The 21,583-nt window shown below is 58.1% G+C and carries 25 protein-coding genes; 14 read left to right on the forward strand and 11 right to left on the reverse strand.

Going from position 1 to position 21,583, the window contains the following annotated elements; all coding sequences use genetic code 11:
• Nucleotides 1–24 precede the first annotated feature (24 nt).
• Entirely contained in the window at nt 25–552 is a 528-nt protein-coding gene (locus AUC60_RS19820) for a disulfide bond formation protein B (protein WP_087271520.1), read from the forward strand.
• Between the two features lie 179 nt (nt 553–731).
• Entirely contained in the window at nt 732–1,205 is a 474-nt protein-coding gene (rsd, locus tag AUC60_RS19825) for a sigma D regulator (protein ID WP_087271523.1), read from the forward strand.
• Nucleotides 1,206–1,407: 202 nt separating this feature from the next.
• Here the strand turns inward: rsd and AUC60_RS19830 are convergent, their stop codons facing one another.
• Nucleotides 1,408–2,085 carry an FKBP-type peptidyl-prolyl cis-trans isomerase gene (locus AUC60_RS19830; RefSeq protein ID WP_087271526.1) on the reverse strand — a complete coding sequence of 226 codons (678 nt, stop codon included), beginning with the start codon at nt 2,083–2,085 and terminating at the stop codon, nt 1,408–1,410.
• Between the two features lie 216 nt (nt 2,086–2,301).
• On the opposite strand from AUC60_RS19830, the gene AUC60_RS19835 reads away from it, so the two are divergent.
• Nucleotides 2,302–3,474 carry an AlgP family protein gene (locus tag AUC60_RS19835; protein WP_087271529.1) on the forward strand — a complete coding sequence of 391 codons (1,173 nt, stop codon included), beginning with the start codon at nt 2,302–2,304 and terminating at the stop codon, nt 3,472–3,474.
• Here the strand turns inward: AUC60_RS19835 and AUC60_RS19840 are convergent.
• Nucleotides 3,471–3,935 carry a TIGR02444 family protein gene (locus AUC60_RS19840; protein WP_087271532.1) on the reverse strand — a complete coding sequence of 155 codons (465 nt, stop codon included), beginning with the start codon at nt 3,933–3,935 and terminating at the stop codon, nt 3,471–3,473. The genes AUC60_RS19835 and AUC60_RS19840 overlap by 4 nt on opposite strands.
• 46 nt (nt 3,936–3,981) lie before the next feature.
• Here AUC60_RS19840 and AUC60_RS19845 point away from each other — a divergent pair, with 46 nt between their 5' ends.
• The 3 genes from AUC60_RS19845 (at nt 3,982) to AUC60_RS19855 (ending at nt 7,208) form a co-directional block, all read left to right on the forward strand.
• Complete coding sequence (locus tag AUC60_RS19845; protein WP_087271741.1) at nt 3,982–5,892, forward strand: ATP-binding cassette domain-containing protein; 1,911 nt, start codon at nt 3,982–3,984, stop codon at nt 5,890–5,892.
• A 16-nt stretch (nt 5,893–5,908) separates the two neighbouring features.
• Entirely contained in the window at nt 5,909–6,496 is a 588-nt protein-coding gene (locus AUC60_RS19850) for a mechanosensitive ion channel family protein (protein ID WP_087271535.1), read from the forward strand.
• 85 nt (nt 6,497–6,581) lie between these two features.
• A complete protein-coding gene (locus AUC60_RS19855; protein ID WP_087271538.1) occupies nt 6,582–7,208 on the forward strand; it encodes a LysE family transporter in 627 nt (208 codons plus the stop codon).
• A 131-nt stretch (nt 7,209–7,339) separates the two neighbouring features.
• Here AUC60_RS19855 and rnk read toward each other — a convergent pair whose 3' ends face one another.
• The 3 genes from rnk to cyaY form a co-directional block, all read right to left on the reverse strand.
• Entirely contained in the window at nt 7,340–7,747 is a 408-nt protein-coding gene (gene rnk / locus AUC60_RS19860) for a nucleoside diphosphate kinase regulator (protein WP_087271541.1), read from the reverse strand.
• 131 nt (nt 7,748–7,878) lie between these two features.
• Complete coding sequence (locus tag AUC60_RS19865; RefSeq protein ID WP_087271544.1) at nt 7,879–8,118, reverse strand: DUF1289 domain-containing protein; 240 nt, start codon at nt 8,116–8,118, stop codon at nt 7,879–7,881.
• Nucleotides 8,119–8,120: 2 nt separating this feature from the next.
• Nucleotides 8,121–8,453 carry an iron donor protein CyaY gene (gene cyaY, locus AUC60_RS19870; RefSeq protein WP_087271744.1) on the reverse strand — a complete coding sequence of 111 codons (333 nt, stop codon included), beginning with the start codon at nt 8,451–8,453 and terminating at the stop codon, nt 8,121–8,123.
• A gap of 238 nt (nt 8,454–8,691) precedes the next feature.
• Here cyaY and lptM point away from each other — a divergent pair, with 238 nt between their 5' ends.
• Genes lptM through AUC60_RS19905 form a run of 6 tightly spaced genes read left to right on the forward strand, consistent with a single transcriptional unit; the run spans nt 8,692 to nt 13,264 of the window.
• Nucleotides 8,692–8,838, forward strand: a complete 147-nt coding sequence (gene lptM, locus AUC60_RS19880; protein ID WP_049827215.1) for an LPS translocon maturation chaperone LptM — start codon at nt 8,692–8,694, stop codon at nt 8,836–8,838.
• Nucleotides 8,839–8,847: 9 nt separating this feature from the next.
• Nucleotides 8,848–10,095, forward strand: a complete 1,248-nt coding sequence (gene lysA, locus AUC60_RS19885) for a diaminopimelate decarboxylase (RefSeq protein ID WP_087271547.1) — start codon at nt 8,848–8,850, stop codon at nt 10,093–10,095.
• 3 nt (nt 10,096–10,098) lie between these two features.
• Complete coding sequence (gene dapF / locus AUC60_RS19890; RefSeq protein WP_087271550.1) at nt 10,099–10,929, forward strand: diaminopimelate epimerase; 831 nt, start codon at nt 10,099–10,101, stop codon at nt 10,927–10,929.
• Nucleotides 10,930–10,942: 13 nt separating this feature from the next.
• Nucleotides 10,943–11,677 (forward strand): DUF484 family protein, encoded by a 735-nt coding sequence (locus AUC60_RS19895; protein ID WP_087271553.1) that lies wholly within the window; start codon nt 10,943–10,945, stop codon nt 11,675–11,677.
• A gap of 2 nt (nt 11,678–11,679) precedes the next feature.
• Entirely contained in the window at nt 11,680–12,579 is a 900-nt protein-coding gene (xerC, locus tag AUC60_RS19900; protein WP_087271556.1) for a tyrosine recombinase XerC, read from the forward strand.
• Nucleotides 12,572–13,264: an HAD family hydrolase gene (locus AUC60_RS19905; RefSeq protein WP_087271558.1), complete on the forward strand. Its 693-nt coding sequence runs from the start codon at nt 12,572–12,574 to the stop codon at nt 13,262–13,264. Before xerC ends, AUC60_RS19905 begins: the two co-directional genes overlap by 8 nt.
• Nucleotides 13,265–13,524: 260 nt before the next feature.
• Here the strand turns inward: AUC60_RS19905 and sutA are convergent, their stop codons facing one another.
• From sutA to glnK, 4 genes are all read right to left on the reverse strand, one after another.
• A complete protein-coding gene (gene sutA / locus AUC60_RS19910) occupies nt 13,525–13,851 on the reverse strand; it encodes a transcriptional regulator SutA (RefSeq protein ID WP_087271561.1) in 327 nt (108 codons plus the stop codon).
• Between the two features lie 100 nt (nt 13,852–13,951).
• The gene (locus tag AUC60_RS19915; RefSeq protein ID WP_087271563.1) at nt 13,952–14,377 is read right to left on the reverse strand and encodes a secondary thiamine-phosphate synthase enzyme YjbQ; all 426 of its coding nucleotides are present in this window, start codon (nt 14,375–14,377) and stop codon (nt 13,952–13,954) included.
• A gap of 243 nt (nt 14,378–14,620) precedes the next feature.
• Nucleotides 14,621–15,958: an ammonium transporter gene (locus tag AUC60_RS19925; RefSeq protein WP_087271566.1), complete on the reverse strand. Its 1,338-nt coding sequence runs from the start codon at nt 15,956–15,958 to the stop codon at nt 14,621–14,623.
• A 32-nt stretch (nt 15,959–15,990) separates the two neighbouring features.
• Complete coding sequence (gene glnK / locus AUC60_RS19930; RefSeq protein ID WP_002555808.1) at nt 15,991–16,329, reverse strand: P-II family nitrogen regulator; 339 nt, start codon at nt 16,327–16,329, stop codon at nt 15,991–15,993.
• 418 nt (nt 16,330–16,747) lie between these two features.
• Here glnK and AUC60_RS19935 point away from each other — a divergent pair, with 418 nt between their 5' ends.
• Entirely contained in the window at nt 16,748–17,011 is a 264-nt protein-coding gene (locus AUC60_RS19935) for an accessory factor UbiK family protein (protein WP_087271569.1), read from the forward strand.
• 314 nt (nt 17,012–17,325) lie between these two features.
• On the opposite strand, the gene AUC60_RS19940 is transcribed toward AUC60_RS19935, so the two are convergent.
• Nucleotides 17,326–18,375 carry a PLP-dependent cysteine synthase family protein gene (locus AUC60_RS19940; RefSeq protein WP_087271572.1) on the reverse strand — a complete coding sequence of 350 codons (1,050 nt, stop codon included), beginning with the start codon at nt 18,373–18,375 and terminating at the stop codon, nt 17,326–17,328.
• Between the two features lie 136 nt (nt 18,376–18,511).
• Here AUC60_RS19940 and AUC60_RS19945 point away from each other — a divergent pair, with 136 nt between their 5' ends.
• On the forward strand, nt 18,512–18,973 hold the full coding sequence (locus AUC60_RS19945) for an Lrp/AsnC family transcriptional regulator (protein ID WP_087271576.1): 462 nt from the start codon (nt 18,512–18,514) through the stop codon (nt 18,971–18,973).
• A 35-nt stretch (nt 18,974–19,008) separates the two neighbouring features.
• Here the strand turns inward: AUC60_RS19945 and AUC60_RS19950 are convergent, their stop codons facing one another.
• Nucleotides 19,009–21,525, reverse strand: a complete 2,517-nt coding sequence (locus tag AUC60_RS19950) for a TonB-dependent siderophore receptor (RefSeq protein WP_087271578.1) — start codon at nt 21,523–21,525, stop codon at nt 19,009–19,011.
• Nucleotides 21,526–21,583: the final 58 nt, after the last annotated feature.

Genomic DNA, 21,583 nt, shown 5'->3' on the forward strand with positions numbered 1-21,583 from the left:
TTCGTCTCTTGTTACGGATTTGCCATGCAACTGGCTCACACGCGCTCCCTGTTTTTTCTGGTGTTCATTGCCTGCGCAATGATCATCGGCTCTGTTTTCTACTTGCAGTGTGTGGTCGGCCTCTCACCTTGCGTACTGTGCCTGTGGCAACGCGCAGCGCTTGCCGCCAGCGGCCTGGTGGCGTTGATCGCTACGCTTCATGCGCCAGACCGTAAAGGGTGTCGCGCTTACAGTGTGATCATTCTGCTGCTGACGTTAGCCGGTGCTGCAATTGCTGGTGGCCAGGTGTGGCTGCAGACAGCATCCGCCGATGAAACCATCGCGGTGATTGCCTGGGCTGAATGGCTGCTCGATACCGTTTCTCTGCACCATCTGGTCGACGGATTGCGGGGCGATGCCTCGATCTGCGCAGAAATTTCCTGGTCGTTGTTTGGCATCAGCTTGCCGGAGTGGAGTTTGCTGGCTTTCGTCGGGTTGGCGTTGCTCATGCTCAATGCGCTTTTCAGGGCTTCGGCCCGGGTTGTAACTGCCGAAAGTCGGGTCGAGGATTAAACACTTGTATGAACTTTCTCTCCTGCGTACCTTGATGGGCTAGTCATGCGGGCATAATCTGGCCCGCAAGCGTTATTGGAAATATGCATCATCTGTTGCCTATAAAGCCTGTGTCGTCCACCGACGAGCTCGAAACCAGGCCTGCACAGACTGCGTGCCCCTGAAGGGAAGAGATCATCATGTTGGAAAGCTGTCAGAACGCGCAGGAACGCTGGGGTGGGGTCAATAAGCTGATTGATCGCTGGCTGCAGGAACGCCTTGAACTGGTCCGCGTCTACGATGCTCTCGGTGATACGCCCGAAGCGCTGGCTGCCGATCGTGAAGGCTTGCAGAAATTCTGTGAAGTGTTGGTCGATTACGTTTCGGCCGGTCACTTTGAAATCTATGAACAGCTCAACAGCGAAGCCAAGGCATTCAATGATGAGCGTGGCCTTGAGCTGGCAGATACCATCTACCCGCGTCTGAAAGTCATTACCGAATCCGCGCTGGCCTTCAATGACCGTTGTGACAAAGGTGACTGCTCTGATTGCACCGTCGTTGCTGCGGAATTCAACAAGCTGGGTGGCTTGCTGCATGAGCGTTTCGAGTTGGAGGACTGCCTGATTGAGGTGCTTCACAACTCTCACAAGGAAGAAGCGGCTGCTCAAGCCTGATGACTTCTGCGTGAATAAAAAGGGGTGCCATTGGGCACCCCTTTTTCGTTTCTTCGGAACTGTCGCGCAGCAACCACAGGATCTTTGGGGGCTGCCGAAGGCTGCGATCGCGATGTGCCAGGAGAAATGCTTCGCAGCCTTCGGCAGCGCCTACAGAAAATCCATTTCAATCCAGTATTTTGGTGGCGTCTGGTGTTGGTTCCTACTGCGACACCCCAACCAGTTCGATTTCAAACACCAGCGGCGTGAACGGGTCGATCAAGTCACCCGCGCCTTCTGCGCCGTAGGCTTCTGCAGAGGGAATGACCAGACGCCATTTGGCACCGACGGGCATGTTTTGCAGCGCCGTAGTCCAGCCGCTAATCACGCTGTCGAGACGAAACCACTGCGGCTGGGCGCTCTGATCGAAGACCGTACCATCTGGCAGGCGCCCGACGTAGCGAACCTGAACCCGGCCATCAGCACTTGGCTTGGGGCCTTTGCCAGCGACCAGTTCGGTCATCAATATCCCGTCGGCCAACTCGGTGACACCGGGTTTGGCTTTTTCGCTGGCCATGAACTTCTGCTCACCTTCCATGGCGGCTTCGCTGAGCGGCTCGACGTTGCCTGACGCTTCGGCCTCGGCCACAGCGGCGTCATGTTCGCGAAGGATTTGCTCGATGCGCTCCTTTTTCAAAGCCAAAGGTTTGCCTTGATAGGACTGCTGCAAACCTTCGATCAAGGCAGGCAAATCAAGGTCCGGCACTTCCTGATGCAAGCGTTCGCCCAGGCTTGCGCCAAGGCTGTAAGCGAGATCGTGCGCCTCGCTGGAGGGGGCGGCCTGTACAGCCTGAACCACCGGCAACAAGACGAACAACGACGTTAACAGGTAGCGCGACATGAATGCTCTCCGGCCTGGGAAGGCAGCGATTATGCCAGTGCAATGGCCTTGTGGGACGGGTGTTTGAAGATGAATTTCGCGTGGGTTCGCAGTTGACTGCCACAAGCATTTATCCCCCTATGCAACAGCGGACGTTTCGTACTGTCAAGATGCCCTAGCGGCGCTGCGGGCAGAGGTCTAGTATGAGCCGCAAATCAGTCAGCCTGGAGGTAAGTCATGTCGGCCAAGAACAAGCCAGTAAATACTCCGTTGCATTTGCTACAACAGCTGTCGAGCAGCTTGCTCGAACACCTTGAAGACGCCTGCTCCCAAGCGCTGGCTGATGCGGAAAAACTGCTCGCCAAACTTGAAAAACAGCGTGGTAAAGCGCAGGAAAAACTGCACAAGTCGCGTACCAAATTGCAAGACGCAGCCACCGCTGGCAAAGCCAAGGCACAAGGCAAGGCCAAGTCCGCCGTTGCCGAACTCGAAGAGTTACTGGACGCGCTGAAAGAGCGCCAAAGCGAAACCCGCGGCTACATTCTGCAGCTCAAGCGTGATGCCCAGGAAAGCCTGAAACTGGCTCAAGGCATTGGCCGAGTCAAAGAAGCTGTCAGTAAGGCCCTGACCAGCCGTGCCGCTAAACCGGCTCCAGCCAAAGCAGTACCGGCCAAGGCTGTCGCTGCCAAAGCCAAAGCTCCTGTTGCCAAAACCGTTGCTGCAAAAGCACCCGCAAAAACGGCGACCAAAGCTCCAGCCAAAGCACCTGCCAAAGTAGCGGCCGCCAAGCCTGCCGCGAAGGCCCCCGCCAAAGCGCCAGCCAAGGCAACACCAGCCAAAGCAGCGGCAAAACCTGCCGCCAAAGCTCCGGCTGCTGCAGCAAAGCCAGTGAGCAAGCCAGCCGTTAAATCGGCAGCCAAAGCACCTGCCAAAACTGCCGCTGCAAAGCCAGCGTCAGCCGCTAAAGCGCCGGCTAAAACTACAGCAGCAAAACCTGTCGCCGCTAAAGCACCGGCCAAAACTGCAGCAGCTAAACCTGCAGCCGCTAAAGCGCCAGCCAAACCTGCCGCGGCCAAACCCGCTGCGAAGCCTGCCGTTAAAGCGCCTGCTGCCAGCGCAGCCAAGCCAGCGGCTAAAACCGTTGCCGCCAAGCCTACTGTGAAAGCACCGGCCAAGGCTCCAGTCAAAGCAGCTGCAAAGCCCGTCGCTAAACCAGCTGTTGCCAAGCCAGCAGCAGCGAAACCAGCAGTAAAGCCAGCCGCTAAACCTGCTGCTGCCAAACCAGCCGCTGCGAAGCCGGCAACACCTGCTGCTCCTGCTGCGACCCCAGCGCCTGCTGCGGCGCCCGCTGCACCAGCGACACCTGCGCCTTCGGCATCCAACAGCAGCACTCCAACCAGCGCTTCCTAAGGCTGGTTCATCGCGACGCGCAGCACCTGCAGCGCGTCGTGATTTTGCCCGGCGGCCTCGCCCGCCAGGCAAATCAACCAATCCCCTTGCTCTGCCAATTTCTGTGCGGACCACTCCAGTGTGTGCGCTTCCAGCCTTGTCAGCAGTTCCCGTTCCGCTTCCAGCTCAAGTGCTTTGACTTGCTCACGTAGCACGCTCAAGGGTGTGTCGTGCTGAGCGCTATTGCGCCACTGCGTGCGTAATTCCCGAAGCGGGCGCACCACGTTGTCATGCCAGGGCGTGGCCAACTGTCCGATTTCCCTGACGCGTTCGTGAGTGCAAACGATGCCGCGCCGGGTCAGCCATACGCCGCACAACAGCAGGCAAACATTGGCGCCGCTGGCCTGCAGGCTCAGACACGCCTGTTCGACGCCGGGCCGGGCGTACAAATCGAGGGTGAAACTCCAAAGGTCTGAAGGCATAGTGCGCTACCTGTTTGAGACGAAGCTGGTAGACTCCGCCGCCATTATGATTCGACTTCAAAGCCTTACCTTACAGCGTGGCCCGCAACGTCTGCTAGAAGACGCCGAGCTGACCCTGCACGCCGGTCAGAAAGCCGGCCTCATCGGTGCCAATGGCGCCGGTAAATCCAGCCTGTTCGCTTTGCTTCGGGGTGAATTGACCCCCGACGCCGGTGACTGTCTGCTACCTGCCGACTGGCGTATCGCGCATATGCGCCAAGAGGTCGACACCCTTGAGCGCATCGCCGTGGACTATGTCCTCGATGGCGACCTGCGTTTGCGCGAAGTGCAGCGCTTGCTGGTTGAAGCGGAGGCGGCTCAGGACGGCGCAGCCCAGGCGAGGATGCACTCGGAGCTCGACAGTGCCGATGGCTACACCGCCGATGCACGGGCACGCAAGCTGCTGGCCGGGCTGGGTTTTACCAACGAACAGATGGAAAAGCCGGTTGGAGATTTCTCCGGTGGCTGGCGGATGCGTCTGAACCTGGCGCAAGCCTTGATGTGCCCTTCGGATTTGTTGCTGCTCGACGAACCGACCAACCACTTGGATCTCGATGCGATCCTGTGGCTGGAAGACTGGCTGAAAAGCTATCCGGGCACTCTGCTGCTGATTTCCCACGACAGGGATTTTCTGGATGCCGTGGTCGACCATGTTGCCCACGTCGAGCAGCGCAAGATCACGCTTTATCGCGGCGGCTACAGTGCTTTCGAGCGCGCCCGTGCCGAGCGTCTGGCCCAGCAGCAACAGGCCTACGAGAAGCAGCAGGCGCAGCGCGCGCACATGGAAAAATTCATCACGCGCTTCAAGGCTCAGGCCACCAAAGCCAAGCAGGCCCAGAGCCGGATCAAGGCTCTGGAACGGATGGAAGAACTTTCCGCCGCGCATGTGGACTCGCCGTTCGACTTCACTTTCCGTGAGTCCAGCAAGATTTCCAGCCCGCTGCTGGATCTGTCTGATGCGCGTCTGGGTTATGGCGATCGGGCCGTGCTGGAGAAGGTCAAGTTGCAGTTGACCCCTGGCGCTCGCATTGGCTTGCTCGGGCCGAACGGCGCGGGTAAGTCGACACTGATCAAAAACCTGGCAGGTGAACTCGAACCCTTGAGCGGCCACATGGCTCGTGGCGAGAACACCGTGGTGGGTTACTTTGCCCAGCACCAGCTGGACTCGCTGGATGCCAAGGCCAGCCCAATGCTGCACCTGCAGCGTATCGGCCCGACAGAGCGTGAGCAGACGTTGCGTGATTTCCTCGGCGGTTTCGACTTCCGCGGCGGGCGCCTTGATGAGCCGGTACTGAATTTCTCGGGTGGTGAAAAAGCGCGTCTGGCTCTGGCCTTGATCGCGTGGGACCGGCCGAACCTGTTGCTGCTCGATGAACCTACCAACCACCTGGATCTGGAAATGCGCCTGGCGTTGACCATGGCTCTTCAGGAATTCAGTGGCGCGGTACTGGTGGTCTCTCACGATCGGCATCTGCTCAAAAGCACGACCGATGACTTCCTGCTGGTCGCTGACGGCCGCGTTCAGGAGTTCGATGGCGATCTTGAAGACTACGCACGCTGGCTGGCTGATTACCGGCTGCGCAATGCGCCAGTCAGCAACACGCCGGTCAACGTCGACAAGACTGATAAAAAGGCCCAGCGCCAACAAGCGGCGGCGCTGCGTCAGCAGTTAGCCCCGCACAAAAAGCTGGCCGACAAACTTGAGCGCGACCTCGGCACGTTGCACGAGCGGCTTGCCAAGGTTGAAGCGGAGTTGGCCGACAGCGCCAATTACGAGGCGGCCAATAAAGACAAGTTGCGTGATTTACTGGCTGAACAAGCGAAGCTCAAAGTGAGTGAAGCCGAGCTGGAAGAGTCCTGGATGGAAGCTCTGGAGTTGCTGGAGTCCATGCAGGCTGAACTGGAAGCACTTTCGTGAACAAGGCGAGGGATTGATGGACGCATTTGGATCACTGGTTCCGCCGCATTGGGTGGAGCCGATCTGGCTGGGGTTGCAGATCCTGTTGATCCTGGTCGCTGGTTACATGGCACAGCGGTTGGTTGGGCGCTTTCTCACCCGTCTCGGCGAGCGTTATCCGTTGCCGCCTGAGCTGCTGCTGCCACTGCGCGGCGGTTTGCGCTGGTTCATCATGGGCAGTGCGTTCGTGATCGTACTGGGTCAGCTGGGCGTTTCTGCCACCGTGTTGTGGACCGCGCTCTCAGGCTTCGTTGCGGTTGCCGCCGTGGCGTTCTTCGCTATGTGGAGTGTGCTGTCCAACCTGCTCTGCGCCGTTTTGATCTACACCATCGGCCCGTTTCGAATTGGCGATGTGGTCGAGCTGGTCGATACCCTCGACAAGCCGGGCGTCAAAGGCCGAGTACTGGAAATCAATCTGATGTTCACCACGCTGATCGAGCCTGCCGAGGCCGGCGGCGCGCTGGTGCAGGTCCCCAATAGCCAGTTTTTCCAGAAGTCGGTGCGCCGTTGGCGCGGTACGGACGGCTTCCCGACCATTGCGGTCGATAAAACGCCGGAAAATTAATTTTCGCGTCAGCCCCTGCTGAACCTAGTCAATTGCCCGAGAAGCTAATAGCTTATCGGGCATTGGTGTTTGTCCGAGGTGTGTGATGTCTTTCGATACATGGCTGGCTTTTTTTGCTGCTTGTTGGGTAATCAGTCTTTCGCCGGGTGCAGGCGCTATTGCGTCGATGTCCAGCGGCTTGCGTTATGGCTTCTGGCGCGGCTACTGGAACGCCCTGGGCCTGCAAATCGCACTGGCTGCACAGATCGCGATTGTCGCCGCAGGCCTCGGCGCTGTACTCGCTGCCTCGGACATGGCCTTCACACTGATCAAATGGTTTGGTGTGGCATATCTGGTGTATCTGGGCATCAAACAATGGCGGGCACTGCCTGCCGATCTGTCCGAAGACTCGACCATTCGCCCTATCGGTAAGCCGCTGGCGCTGATCACACGCGGCTTTCTGGTGAACATCAGTAACCCCAAGGCGCTGGTGTTCATGCTCGCAATCCTGCCGCAGTTCATCGACCCGAACGCACCACTGCTTGCTCAGTACCTGACTATCGGGGCAACCATGGTGACCGTGGACATGATTGTTATGGCTGGCTACACCGGGCTGGCCTCAAGGGTGCTGCGCGCGCTCAAGACCCCAAAACAGCAACGCCGCATGAACCGCACCTTTGCCGGTCTTTTCGTGGGCGCGGCAGGGTTTTTGGCGACGTTGCACAGGGCGTAGTAGCAACCCTTGTGGGAGCCGAGCTTGCTCGCGATGAACGATAACGCGGCCTGCCTTTAAACCGTGTCGTCCTTATCGCGAGCAAGCTCGGCTCCCACAGGGGAAGGTCCAGATTCGATCGGATCTGATGGTTACAAATACTCCCCCGCCGCCTCCGGCTGATACTCCACCGCCAGCAGGGTCAGCTTGAGGGTCTTGCCGCCCGGCGCGGGCCAGTCGATGTGCTGGCCGACCTGTAGGCCCAGCAATGCTGAGCCGACCGGGGCGAGGATGGACACTGTGCCTTCGTTGCCAGCATCTTTCGGGTAAACGAGTTTCAGGTGGTAATCCTTGCCGCTGACTTCTTCGCGGCAATGCACCTTTGAATTCATGGTCACGACACCAGCGGGCACTTCTTCGTGGCTGACCACTTGCTCTGCGCGGTCCAGTTCGGCTTGCAGGGCTTCGAGGCCGGGAGTGTTGTCCTCAAGGCTTTCGATCAACTGTTCAAGACGCTGCACGTCCAGCCGGGTCAGGATGATGGAAGGTTGTGTCGACATGTTGGCAGGCTCCTTTTCTGCGCTGCATAAAACAAAACCCCGCCTGGAGTGGCGGGGTTTTGAAGGGCTTCATCGATGAAGCATGTCTGGACACTAACACAGCGTGAGGGATACACAACCCACCAGCGTTCCTAAGCGTCGGGCGCAGGATTTGAATCAGCGGCTGCACGGCGCTCGTCCGCGTTGGCGCGAATCTGCCGGCGGCGATTATCGTCCGCCGAGCGCCACTCACGGATGTCTTCGACATGGCGGAAGCAGCCCCGGCAGACTTTCTGCTCATCCAGACGGCACAGGCTGATGCAAGGCGACGGCACAGCCGGGCTGACGTTACTGTACAGCGGCTTGGGCGGGCGTACGGCGGCAGTCGTCACAATCAGATCTCGTCGAAGTCGAGTTCTACGCCAGCCTGCTCCAGCGTGAAGCGCTTAAGCATTTCGCTCAACAGCTCATCGCTGGTATCGCAGCTCCAGCGGTTCTCTTCTTCGTCGTAGTCGAAGTGAAAACCGCCGGAACGCGCTGCCAGCCAGAGCTGACGCAGAGGTTCCTGGCGACTGAAAATGAGCTGAGTGCCATTTTCGAATTTGATGGTCAGCACGCCGGCCGAGTTTTCAATGTCCACGTCCAGGCCGCTTTCATCGAAAATATCTTCCAGATTTTGCTGGGTTGCATCGACCAGATCGTGAAAACGGGCTTCGGTCAAACTCATCAGGGGAACCTCAAAAAGTGTCGGCTGTTGGCGCAGCGACGCAAGATACGGTCGCTTAAAGGCAAATGCAAAGCTTACCCGCCCAACGAGCAACACAGACGCCAATAATTCGCCCTGCCTGTCTTAAAACGCTAGCGTAGCGTCAAAGCCCCGCCGGACGGGAACCCGGCTACGTAGGCAAGCCGCTGGGTGGCCGGTATACTCGGGCGCAATTAATGCTTTTACAAAGGATTTCGCCATGAAGCGCCTGATCTCTTCGCTTGCTGCGCTTGTCGCGGTCGCTTGTCTTGTTACCGCCTGTGGCCAAAAGGGCCCGTTGTACCTGCCGGATGACCAGAAGTCTTCCGACGATCAAGCCAAGTCGCAATCGCACAAGCATCTTTAAGGGAATTCCATGGACGCCTTCAACTACCGCGACGGTGAGCTGTTCGCGGAAGGTGTAGCGTTGTCTGCCATTGCCGAGCGTTTCGGCACGCCGACCTACGTCTACTCCCGCGCTCACATCGAAGCGCAATACAACGCCTACGCTGATGCCCTGAAAGGCATGCCGCACCTTGTCTGCTTCGCTGTCAAAGCCAACTCCAACCTGGGCGTGCTCAACGTTCTGGCGCGTCTGGGTTCGGGCTTCGACATCGTGTCCCGTGGCGAGCTGGAACGTGTACTCGCTGCTGGCGGCCGTCCCGACAAGATTGTTTTCTCCGGTGTCGGCAAGACCCGTGATGACATGCGTCGCGCACTGGAAGTGGGCGTGCACTGCTTCAACGTCGAGTCCACCGATGAGCTTGAGCGTCTGCAGATTGTCGCTGCCGAAATGGGCGTTCGCGCGCCGATCTCGCTGCGCGTCAATCCGGATGTGGACGCAGGCACGCATCCGTACATCTCCACTGGCCTCAAAGAAAACAAGTTCGGTATTGCCATTGCTGACGCCGAAGACGTTTACGTCCGCGCTGCACAGCTGCCTAACCTGGAAGTCGTCGGTGTCGATTGCCACATCGGCTCGCAACTGACCACGCTTGAGCCGTTCATTGACGCGCTGGATCGTCTGCTGGCCCTGGTGGATCGTCTGGGCGATTGCGGCATCCTGCTGAGCCACATCGATCTGGGTGGCGGTCTTGGCGTGCGTTATCGCGATGAGGAGCCACCGCTGGCTTCTGATTACATCAAGGCCGTTCGTGAGCGTCTGGAAGGTCGTGACCTGTCACTGGTTTTCGAACCCGGCCGCTTTATCGTCGCCAACGCAGGGGTACTGCTGACCCAGGTCGAATACCTCAAGCACACTGAGCACAAGGATTTCGCCATCGTCGATGCGGCGATGAACGACCTGATCCGTCCGGCGCTGTATCAAGCCTGGATGGACGTGACTGCCGTTCGCCCGCGTGACAGCGCGCCTCGCGCCTACGACATCGTCGGCCCGATCTGCGAAACCGGCGACTTCCTCGCCAAGGGCCGCGAACTGGCTCTGGCTGAAGGTGATCTGCTGGCCGTGCATTCGGCCGGTGCCTATGGTTTTGTCATGAGCTCGAACTACAACACCCGCGGCCGTACCGCCGAAGTGTTGGTCGACGGCTCGCAGGCTTACGAAGTACGCCGCCGCGAGACCGTGGCCGAGCTGTTTGCTGGCGAAAGCCTGCTGCCGGAGTAACCCATGCTGCTGCGTTTTACCAAGATGCACGGCCTGGGCAACGACTTCATGGTTTTGGACCTGGTCAGCCAGCACGCGCATATTTTGCCCAAACACGCCAAACAATGGGGTGATCGGCATACCGGTGTCGGTTTCGATCAGCTTTTGCTGGTTGAAACGCCGACTAACCCGGATGTCGATTTCCGCTATCGGATTTTCAACTCCGATGGCTCCGAGGTTGAGCAGTGTGGCAACGGTGCGCGCTGTTTTGCCCGTTTTGTACTGGACAAGCGCCTGACCGCCAAGCGCCTGATCAAGGTCGAAACCAAGAGCGGCATCATCGAGCTGGAAATCCGCAACGACGGCCAGATCAGCGTCGATATGGGGCCACCACGGCTGGTGCCGGCGGATATCCCGTTCCAGGCCACCGAGCAGGCGTTGAGCTACAGCTTTGATGTCGACGGGCAAACGGTGGAACTGGCGGCTGTTTCCATGGGTAACCCGCATGCGGTATTGCGCGTGGACGACATCAACGGTGCCCCGGTGCATGAGCTGGGTCCGAAAATTGAACACCATCCGCGCTTTCCGGCGCGGGTCAACGTTGGCTTTCTCTACGTTGTCGATCGTCAGCGTGCGCAATTGCGCGTCTGGGAGCGCGGAGCCGGGGAAACCCAGGCCTGTGGCACCGGCGCGTGCGCGGCAGCCGTTGCGGCTATCAGCCAGGGCTGGATGGATTCGCCACTGCTGATCGATCTGCCCGGTGGTCGTCTGTCGATCGAATGGGCAGGCCCCGGTCATCCGGTTTTGATGACCGGCCCCGCTGTCCGGGTATATGAAGGCCAAGTTCGTCTATGAGTGAGCAAACGCGATGACTGACAAGCCTCAGACTTCAACCGACAAGCCTAGCGAATCGCCGGTCGATAACGCAGCGCCAAATCTTGAAGCAGAGGCGATCATCGCTTACCTGCTTGAACGCCCGGATTTCTTTGCCGAGCACGACGAGTTACTGGTGTCGATGCGTATCCCGCATCAGCGCGGCGACACTGTTTCGCTGGTTGAACGCCAGCTCAAGCTGCTGCGCGAGCGCAACATCGAGATGCGCCATCGTCTGTCACAACTCATGGACGTTGCCCGCGATAACGACCGGCTGTTCGAGAAGACCCGCCGCCTTAATCTTGCATTGATGGACGCCAGCAGTCTCGAAGAGATTGTGATCGCTGTTGAAGACAGCCTCCGTCAGGACTTCCAGGTGCCCTTCGTCAGCTTGATCCTGTTCAGCGACAGCGCAATGCCGGTTGGCCGTTGGGTCAGCAGTGCCGACGCGCAAAAAGCGATTGGCGGGCTGATTGGCGACAAAACAGTGTGCGGCGCGTTGCGTGAGCATGAGCTGACCTTCCTGTTTGGCGCTGAGCAGGGCAAGGAAGTCGGTTCAACCGCTGTTGCGACTCTCAGCCATCTCGGCCTGCATGGCGTGTTGGCCATCGGCAGTCGCGATCCGCAACACTACAAAAGCTCGGTCGGCACCCTGTTCCTCAACTACATCGCCGATGTGCTCAGCCGTCTGTTGCCGCGCTTCACCCACTCCTTACGCTCGGTTCGCTAGTGATGGAACGACAGCTGGACGCTTACTGCACACATTTGCGCAGTGAGCGCCAAGTGTCGCCCCATACACTCGAAGCTTATCGCCGCGACCTCAACAAGGTTTTGGCGTATTGCGAGAAGCAGCAACTCAACAGTTGGGCTGCGCTGGACATTCAGCACCTGCGCAGCCTGATTGCCCGCCAGCATCAGCAGGGGCAATCCTCGCGCAGTCTGTCGCGTCTGCTGTCAGCGGTGCGTGGGCTCTATCACTACCTCAATCGCGAAGGCATCTGCGAGCATGACCCGGCCAACGGCCTGTCGCCGCCCAAAGGCGAACGACGCCTGCCGAAAACCCTGGATACGGATCGCGCTCTGCAATTGCTGGACGGGGGTGTTGAAGATGACTTCCTTGCCCATCGCGATCAGGCGATTCTGGAGTTGTTCTATTCGTCAGGGCTGCGTTTGTCCGAGCTGACCGGCTTGAACATGGAGCAACTGGACCTGAGCGAAGGTCTGGTGCAAGTCTTGGGTAAAGGCAGCAAGACCCGAGTCCTGCCAGTGGGCAGGAAGGCCCGTGAGGCGCTGCAGGCGTGGATTGCACTGCGTGCCCTGGCTAACCCTGAAGATGACGCTGTATTCATCAGCCAGCAAGGTCGACGTTTAGGGCCGCGTGCTATCCAGAAGCGGGTCAAGGCCGCCGGCGAGCGCGAGTTAGGGCAGAACCTGCACCCGCACATGTTGCGTCACTCTTTCGCTAGTCACTTGCTCGAATCTTCCCAGGATCTGCGCGCTGTGCAGGAATTGCTCGGCCATGCCGACATCAAAACCACGCAGATCTACACCCATCTGGATTTCCAGCATTTGGCGTCGGTCTACGACAGCGCCCATCCGCGGGCTAAACGTAAAGGTTCTGACCATGATTAAGCTGATCACCTTCGATCTGGATGACACCTTGTGGCATACCGCGCCGGCCATCGTCGGCGCAGAGGCCATCCTGCGCGAATGGCTCGCGGCAAATGCGCCAAAGCTTGGTCCGGTACCAGTCGAGCATTTGGGGGAAATTCGTGCGCGTCTGGTAGAAGCCGACCCCACTTTCAAGTACCGCATCAGCGCGCTGCGGCGGCGCGTGCTGTTCCATGCGCTAGAAGACGCCGGTTACCCCTCGGTTGAAGCTGGGGCGCTGGCTGATCAGGCGTTTGAAGTATTCCTGCACGGCCGCCATCAGGTCGAGATCTTCCCAGAGGTCCATCCGACGCTGGAGATTCTGGCCAGGACCTTCACCCTGGGAGTAATCACCAACGGCAATGCCGATGTGCGTCGCCTGGGGCTGGCCGATTATTTCGCCTTTGCGCTGTGTGCCGAAGACCTGGGCATCGGCAAGCCTGACCCTGCTCCGTTCGTGGAAGCACTCAAGCGCGCCGACGTCGATGCGGGCGCTGCGGTGCACATCGGCGATCACCCTGGCGACGACATCGCAGGCGCTCAGCAAGCCGGTATGCGAGCGATCTGGTACAACCCGGCTGGTAAGCCTTGGGAAGCCGACAAACTGCCTGACGCCGAGATCAGCAGCCTGACGCAATTGCCGGATGTATTGCGTAGCTGGATGTAGCTGGTGTTGCGGTTGGTGATGATTGTGAGAGATTCAATGTGGGTGACGACGTGGGACCGGCTTTAGCCGGGAAGGCGGCATTTCAGCCAATGAATATGTTGCGGTCGTTCCGGCCTCTTCCCGGCTAAAGCCGGTCCCACGTTGTCACATCCGCTTGCGTGCTATCAAAAAATTTCCCGCGTGTTCGGGCAAGCAGCCAGATTTTTGCCAAAAAAAAGCCCGCAGCGACAGCGGGCTTTTTCTTATCCGGCATCACACCCTTAGATAGGGCGGCTACCGTATTTGTTGTCCGGCTTCTTGGGCGGATCGGCGACCACGTTGGCCTCCACTTCCTGCACCTTGCCACCGCGGGCGAGGAACTCTTCCATGGCGCGAGCCAGAGCGTCACGCTCTTTGTTTTTGGCTTCAACGCTAGGCAGTTCATCAACCGAGACAGCGGCCTTGGCCTTGCCTTTGGTCGGCGTTACCGAAGCTTCCGCACCGTCATCGGCTTCAGCACCATCGTCTTCGGGAGCAGCTGCAAGCTCCTCACCGTCCTCTTCACCTTCCAGATCATCAACCAGATCGTCGTTGTCATCGTCGCTCATGTTCTACCTCATGACTTGCGAAAGCAGATTAGTTATAGCCCAGCTGTGCACGTTTTCGAATGCTGCCGGAAAAAATTCAACATCCGCTGCAAAACAGCGGTTATGCCTGTTCACCCTGAAGGGTGGCCAGGACGTTGCGAGCACCGCCAGCATCACGGTGCTCACCCAGATAAACACCTTGCCAGGTGCCTAAGGCCAATCGACCCGCCGAGACCGGCAAAACCAACTGGCAGCCTAGCAAACTGGCTTTGAAATGCGCCGGCAGGTCGTCAGGGCCTTCGTCCTCATGTTCAAAGCCGTGGGTGCCTTGTGGCACCAGACGGTTGAAAAAGCGCTCGAAGTCACGACGTACAGCCGGGTCAGCGTTCTCGTTGACGGTCAACGACGCCGAGGTGTGCTGCAGCCACAAATGCAACAACCCGACTCGGCACCCCCGCAGCTCCGGCAAGCCTGCAAGAATTTCGTCGGTTACCAGATGAAACCCGCGTGGCTTGGCCCGCAGGGTAATTCTGGTCTGTTGCCACATACAGTTCTCCGCACATTCGGCGCGCATTCTAACGCGCTGGTAGAAAAAGCAAAGCGCGCAATAATCCGTCTTTTCTGTAAGCCATCGACGCTTGCTCGCCAACGTGGCGAGGAACTCTGCAAACTGTCAGGAATGCCCCTTGCAAAGCGGCCTGAGTATCTGGCCAAACGCTTTGCCGGGCAATCTATCGACAAACTCCAGACAAAAAAATGCCCGGTAAACCGGGCATTTTTTTACAGTGGCTTACAAGTTGTAGCCACGCTCGTTGTGTTGCGCAAGGTCTAGGCCGACAGCTTCTTCCTCTTCGGTGACACGCAGGCCCATGACCGCGTCCAGCACCTTGAGAATGATGAAGGTTACGATCGCCGTGTAAACCACGGTGAACGCCACGCCTTTGAACTGAATCCAGACCTGAGCCGCGATGTCAGTCACAGTACCGAAGCCGCCCAGAGCAGGGGCTGCGAATACGCCGGTCAGGATTGCGCCGACGATGCCGCCGATGCCGTGCACGCCGAAAGCGTCCAGGGAGTCGTCGTAGCCCAGCTTGCGCTTGAGGCTGGTGGCGCAGAAGAAGCAGATAACGCCTGCCGCCAGACCGATGATCAAAGCGCCCATCGGGCCAACAGTACCGGCAGCCGGAGTGATAGCCACCAGACCCGCAACAACACCCGAAGCGATACCCAGCGCGCTTGGTTTGCCGTGAGTCAGCCACTCAGCGAACATCCAGCTCAGTGCAGCAGCGGCGGTCGCGATCTGAGTAACCAGCATGGCCATGCCTGCAGTGCCGTTGGCAGCAGCGGCGGAACCGGCGTTGAAGCCGAACCAGCCAATCCAGAGCATTGCTGCGCCGACCAGGGTGTAACCCAGGTTGTGCGGTGCCATTGGAGTGGTAGGGAAGCCTTTACGCTTGCCAAGTACCAGACACGCCACCAGGCCAGCCACACCAGCGTTGATGTGAACAACGGTGCCGCCTGCGAAATCCAGGACTCCCCAGTCCCACATCAAGCCACCGACGCCGCCCCAGACCATGTGCGCGATTGGCGCGTAGACCAGAGTGAACCAGATAGCCATGAAGATCAGCATTGCGGAGAACTTCATGCGTTCTGCGAAAGCACCGACGATCAGGGCTGGAGTGATGATCGCGAAGGTCATCTGGAAGGTGATGAACACCGCTTCAGGGAACAGAGCCGCAGCGCCAGTGATGCTCGCAGGTGTCACACCTGCCAGGAACGCTTTGCCCATGCCGCCGAAGAACGAGTTGAAGTTGACGACGCCTTCTTCCATACCAGTGGTGTCGAACGCAATGCTGTAGCCGTAAACGACCCACAGGATGCTGATCAAACCAGTGATAGCGAAGCACTGCATCATCACGGAAAGAATGTTTTTAGAGCGGACCATACCGCCGTAGAACAGCGCGAGGCCGGGGATGGTCATGAACAGCACCAAGGCTGTTGCAGTCAGCATCCAGGCGGTGTCGCCTGAGTTGAGGACTGGGGCTGCCACTTCGTCTGCCGCCATGGCCAAGCCAGGGGTTACGAGGGACAACAGGGCTCCTAGCCCTGCGAATTGACGCAGAGTCATATTGTTTTCTCCTGGGGCGTTGGGTTGGCGGCTTAGATTGCGTCGGTATCGGTTTCGCCGGTACGGATGCGAATGGCCTGTTCCAGATTCACAACAAAGATCTTGCCGTCACCAATCTTGCCGGTGTTGGCTGCTTTGGTTATCGCCTCGATAACGCGATCCAGATCCTTATCGTCAATAGCAACATCGATCTTCACCTTGGGAAGGAAGTCGACTACGTATTCCGCACCGCGATACAACTCGGTGTGGCCTTTCTGACGTCCGAAGCCTTTGACTTCAGTAACGGTGATGCCCTGCACGCCGATTTCGGACAGCGACTCGCGCACGTCGTCCAATTTGAACGGCTTGATGATGGCAGTGACTAGCTTCATGAAACTTTCTCCCGAATTGGTGGACTTGCCCCAGGAAAACAAACCCGACTCAAGTCTAAGCGCAGTGCCTGGCTTTGTAACGCATCGGTCGCCTGAAGGAGGTCCGACCAACCCCAGAAAACCGCTTTTGACGAAACATTCCCCGCTCCGCCTGCCGCACTGTATTCGTCAACACGACTGCATCAGTGCATGGGTCATCAGCGACTAAGCAGAAAGCTTGCCATCTCGTGAATTTTCATTGAATACAGGCCCTTGATCCCTGTTTCAGGCACCTGAACCTCTCTGTGAAGCGTATTGGCGCACAACTAAAGTGCGTTCGTGCACGCGCTGGTGCGCCATTATCGTGCGCCCGATGCCGCTGGAAATGACTATAGACGCTCCGTGCTACACTGCCGCCCATCTGAAACCGGAGGTAGACATGCTCGCGCCCAAAGCTTTCCTCGATGCCCTGAGCGGCCACGCCTCGCGCTTGTTCAATGGCGAAACGCCGATCCCGCGTAACGAATTTGAAACCCAGTTCAAAGCCCTGCTGCAAAGCGGCTTCAGCAAACTGGATCTGGTCAGCCGGGAAGAATTCGACAGCCAGATGGCCGTCCTCGCCCGCACCCGTGCCCGCCTTGAAGCGCTTGAGGCGAAAGTTGCAGAGATGGAAGCGAAGCTGAATCCACCTGCGGGTGAGTAGAGCTGACATGCGACGGTTTTGTGGGAGCCAAGCTTGGTCTGGGCGGCATTCCAACGATGAACGATGACGCGGGTTTCTGATAAACCGCGGCGCCTTCATCGCGGGCAATCCTCCCCACAGATATCGATCATCCCTGTGGGAGCCGAGCTTGCTCGCGATAAATGATAACGCGGTCTACCTGAGTACCTAGGCGTCTATATCGCGGGCAAGCCTCGCTCCCACGGGGATTTGCATTTTCTGCATGACAGGGTGGTGTCAGTATAAAAAGGACATTCCTGCGGACACAAAATGGTGCATCCCCTTCTGCATCTGCCTCACCTTGCAACCATCAACCGTTCCAGCTTTTTCGAATACGGCGAAAGATCACCGATGGTGCGCTCGACCCATTGCGGGTCGTAATAGGTATCCAGATAGCGCTCGCCGCTGTCGCACATCAACGTCACCACTGAGCCTTTCAAGCCCTGCTCCTGCATTTGTAGCGCTACCGTCAGCGCGCCCCACACGTTTGTCCCGGTGGAGCCACCGGGCTTCTTGCCGATCAGCTTTTCCAGCCAGCCAAGGGTCGCGATGCTTGCTGCATCAGGGATTTGCAACATGTCGTCAATCACGCCCGGCAGAAACGACGCTTCGACTCTGGGCCGTCCAATGCCTTCAATGCGGCTGCCCTTGAGGCTGGTCAGGCTGGTATCACCGCTGCGGTAGCTGTCGTAGAACACCGAATTCTCCGGGTCTACGACGATCAGTTTGGTGGCGTGGCCCTTGTAGCGAATAAACCGACCGATAGTCGATGACGTGCCGCCCGTTCCTGCGCTCATCACAATAGCCGTCGGAATGGGATGTTCTTCTCCACTCAACTGATCAAAGATGCTGTCGGCGATGTTGTTATTGCCGCGCCAGTCTGTAGCCCGTTCGGCGTAGGTGAACTGATCCATGTAATGGCCGTTGTCGACTTGGGCCAGACGTTCAGCTTCTGGATACATGTCGCAGGACTGCTCCACAAAGTGGCAGCGCCCGCCAAGCAGCTCGACCTGCTGGATTTTCTTGCTCGCGGTATGACGCGGCATGACTGCGGTAAAAGGCAGCCCCAGCAGTTTTGCGAAATACGCCTCCGATACTGCAGTGCTGCCGGAAGAGGCCTCCACTACATGCGTGCCTTGGCGAATCTTGCCGCTACAGATCGCATGAAGAAATAACGAGCGCGCCAGACGATGCTTCAAGCTACCGCTGGGGTGAGTACTTTCGTCTTTGATGTAGATATCGATACCGTTCAGTGCCGGAACATCAAGCTTGAGCATGTGGGTATCGGCCGAGCGCTGCTGATCGCAGTTGAGGGTTTTGATCGCGGTACGAATCCAGTCATTCATCTCTTCTGCGCCTCAGCAAAATCACATCTATTCTTGATGGCAAATGTTACTGAATGCTGGGAAAAAGGATTTCTTTTTGTTCTATTGTTTAGCCTCATTTTTAGAAAAATATTCTCCCAAAGGACTGAATTGAAAAATGGACAGTCTTGATCGCCATATCCTCAGTATTTTGCAGCGTGATGCCTCCATCGTGCTCAAAGACCTTGCTGAAGCCGTCAACCTCTCAACAACGCCCTGTTGGAAGCGAGTCAAAAAGCTCGAAGAGGCCGGGTACATCAAATCCAGAGTTGCGCTTCTTGATCCGGAAAAGCTGGGGCTGGGGTTGTCGGTTTTCGTCCAGCTCAAGACCCAGCGCCATGACACTCAGTGGCTTGAGCAATTCGCCCAAACCGTCATGCAGTACGAAGAGGTCATGGAGTTCTACCGAATGGCCGGCGAATGGGACTACATGCTGCGACTGGTCGTCAGCGACATGGCCGCCTACGACCGCTTTTACAAAAAGCTGATCAGCAGCACTGAAGGCCTTTCGACCATTACCTCCAGCTTCGCCATGGAGCAGTTGAAGTACACGACGGCGTTGCCGTTGCCTCGTAGTTAGGCCTGTTCCCTGGGTGGGAGCAGGCTAACGACCGGTTAGAAGGTGTAGCTGACCGTGGCGCTGACGTTGCGCTCCTCACCCAGATAGCAGTAGCTCAGGCTTGCACAGGACGCGACGTAAGATTCGTTGGTCAGGTTGTTCGCGTTAACCCGTACGTCGACGCCTTTGAGCCCGACTTTGCTCAGGTCATAACCGACTGAAGCGTCGAACAGCGTGTAGGACGGCACCTTCAGGGTGTTTTCAGCATCTGCCCAGCTGTAGCCGACGTAGCGCACTCCTGCGCCCAGACGCAGGCCATCCAGCGCACCGCTGTTGAAGGCGTAGTCGCCCCATACCGACGCCATGTGTTTAGGGGCCTGTGTCGGTGAGTTGCCTTTGTTCTCGATGACATTGGTGGGCGTGCTCAACGTGCTGATCATCGATTTGGAGTATTCGATGTCGGTCAGTGTGTAGCCGCCCAACACTTTGAAGTTGTCGGTTAACTGCACGTGCGCTTCCAGCTCCAGACCCTGGGAGCGTACCGCGCCAATAGGGCGATAGAAATTCTCTTGCGGCAGTTTGGAAGCCAGATTCTCCTGATCAATCCGGAATACCGAGGCGGTAAACAGATTGTCCGTTCCGGGTGGCTGGTACTTGATGCCTGCTTCCCATTGAGTGCCGTCTGTTGGCGCCAGAGGGTTGCCATCACTGTCGGCGTACGAGTTCGGGTTAAACGACTCTGAATAGCTCACGTACGGCGCAATACCGTTATCGAACAGATACAGCACACCTGCCCGGCCGGTGAGCTTGGTGCGTCGATCACTGATTTCGGTACCCTCTGGCCGCCCGGCCTCTGCCAGTCGGTTCTCGTCCGAGGTTTCCACCCAGTCCTGACGCAGGCCCAGCGAGAAGCGCCATTTATCCAGCTCGATCAAGTCCTGTGCATAAACGCCGGTCTGCTCCAGACGGCGTACGTAGCTGGTCGGGCTGAAGTAACTGATCGCCGAATTGCCATAAACCGGGTCGAAACCATTGAGCGATGCGACCGAACCACTGGTCCAGTCCACCACGGTCTTGCGTCGCTGGTAGTCAACACCGAGCAACGCCGTGTGCTTGGCCGAACCGGTGAAGAACTCAGCCTGCAACATGTTATCGACGATGAACGCGTGCAGCCGCTCGTCACCACCGGAGTAATAGCGCGTCAGCTCGTTGCTGGTGGGCGTTGTCCAGTCGTAGGCGTAGATCTGATCGTTCTTCACCTTCGAGTCCAGATAACGGAAGTTCTGTCTGGCCGTAAACACATCGTTGAAGCGGTGCTCGAACTGGTAGCCGAAGGATTGTTGATCGCGACTGAAGCCATCGACTCCAGGCTCGCCATCGAAGAAGTGCTCGGAGATACGTTGCCCATTACGCTTGCGCAGCGTGCCACTGGCCGGTACGCCGCCGTGATAGCCGCCTTCCGGGTCGTGTTGCAGATAGGCTTGCAGGGTCAGCGATGTGTCTTCGCTGAAGTCGATGCTCACGGTCGGCGCCAGCGCGTAGCGCTTCTCTTCGACGTGATCGAATTGCGTGTCTGACTTATCCACAAGCCCGGTCAGGCGATAAGCGATGCGCTTGTCTTCATCCACGGGCCCGCTGAAATCGAACCCCATGCCGCGTTGTCCTTGCGTGCCAACGGTGGCCTGAACCTGATGGTACGGCTCAAACAACGGTTTTTTACTGGTCAATGCCACCAGACCACCCGGCGAACTGCGGCCGTACAGAACTGAAGATGGACCTTTCAGGATGTCGACCCGCTCCAGAAAGTACGGATCAACCTGCATCGTGCTGTAGGTGCCGCTATCGCCCATGGACTTGAGGCCGTCCAGGTAAATGTTATCCACAGAGCCGTCGTTGAAGCCGCGCAAGGCTACATAGTCGTAGCGATGGGTCGCGCCGTAAGGGTTGGTCAACACGCCCGGCGTGTAACGCATGGCCTGCGATACGGTTTGTGAGCCTTGATCATCCATTTGCTGGCGAGTGACGACCGACACAGACTGCGACGTTTCCAGCACCGACGTGCTGGTCTTGGTGGCGATCTGGCTATGAGTCGCGTTGTAGCCTTCCATGCTGCCCAAGGCGTTGCCCAGTGCGAAGCCACGAATATCGGTGCTCGGTAATGCCAGTACTTCACCCGCCGTTTCGCGCAGCACGTAACTGCTGCCATCCTCTGTGACAGCTTGCAGGCTGTTACTCCCAAGCAAGATGCTTAGCGCCTGATCCGGGGCATAGCTGCCTTGCAGGCCCGGCGATTGCTTGCCGGCAGTTTGAGCCGGCGTGGCGGCCAAGGTGATACCCGCTTGCCGGGCGAACTGGTTCAAGGCTTCGCCCAATGGGCCAGCGCCGATGGAATAGCTGCGCACAGCACCGATCACCACCGCACCGTCTTGAGCGTGAACCGCTAAAGGCAACGCGGCAGCGCCCAAGGCCACGCATATCAATGTCGCGCGCACCGCTGTGGCGAGGTGTGTTGCGCGCGCGTCAACGGCGACGTTTTGCAGGCTTGATTGCGATTTATCTAGAGGCCGGGTCATGGGCGATTCCGTAGAGTCAGTGAAGAGAACAGAGGAGCTGATCTCTAAGCCGGACCTG

It is taken from the genome of Pseudomonas caspiana (assembly GCF_002158995.1).
In the GTDB taxonomy this organism is placed as follows: Bacteria; Pseudomonadota; Gammaproteobacteria; order Pseudomonadales; family Pseudomonadaceae; genus Aquipseudomonas; species Aquipseudomonas caspiana.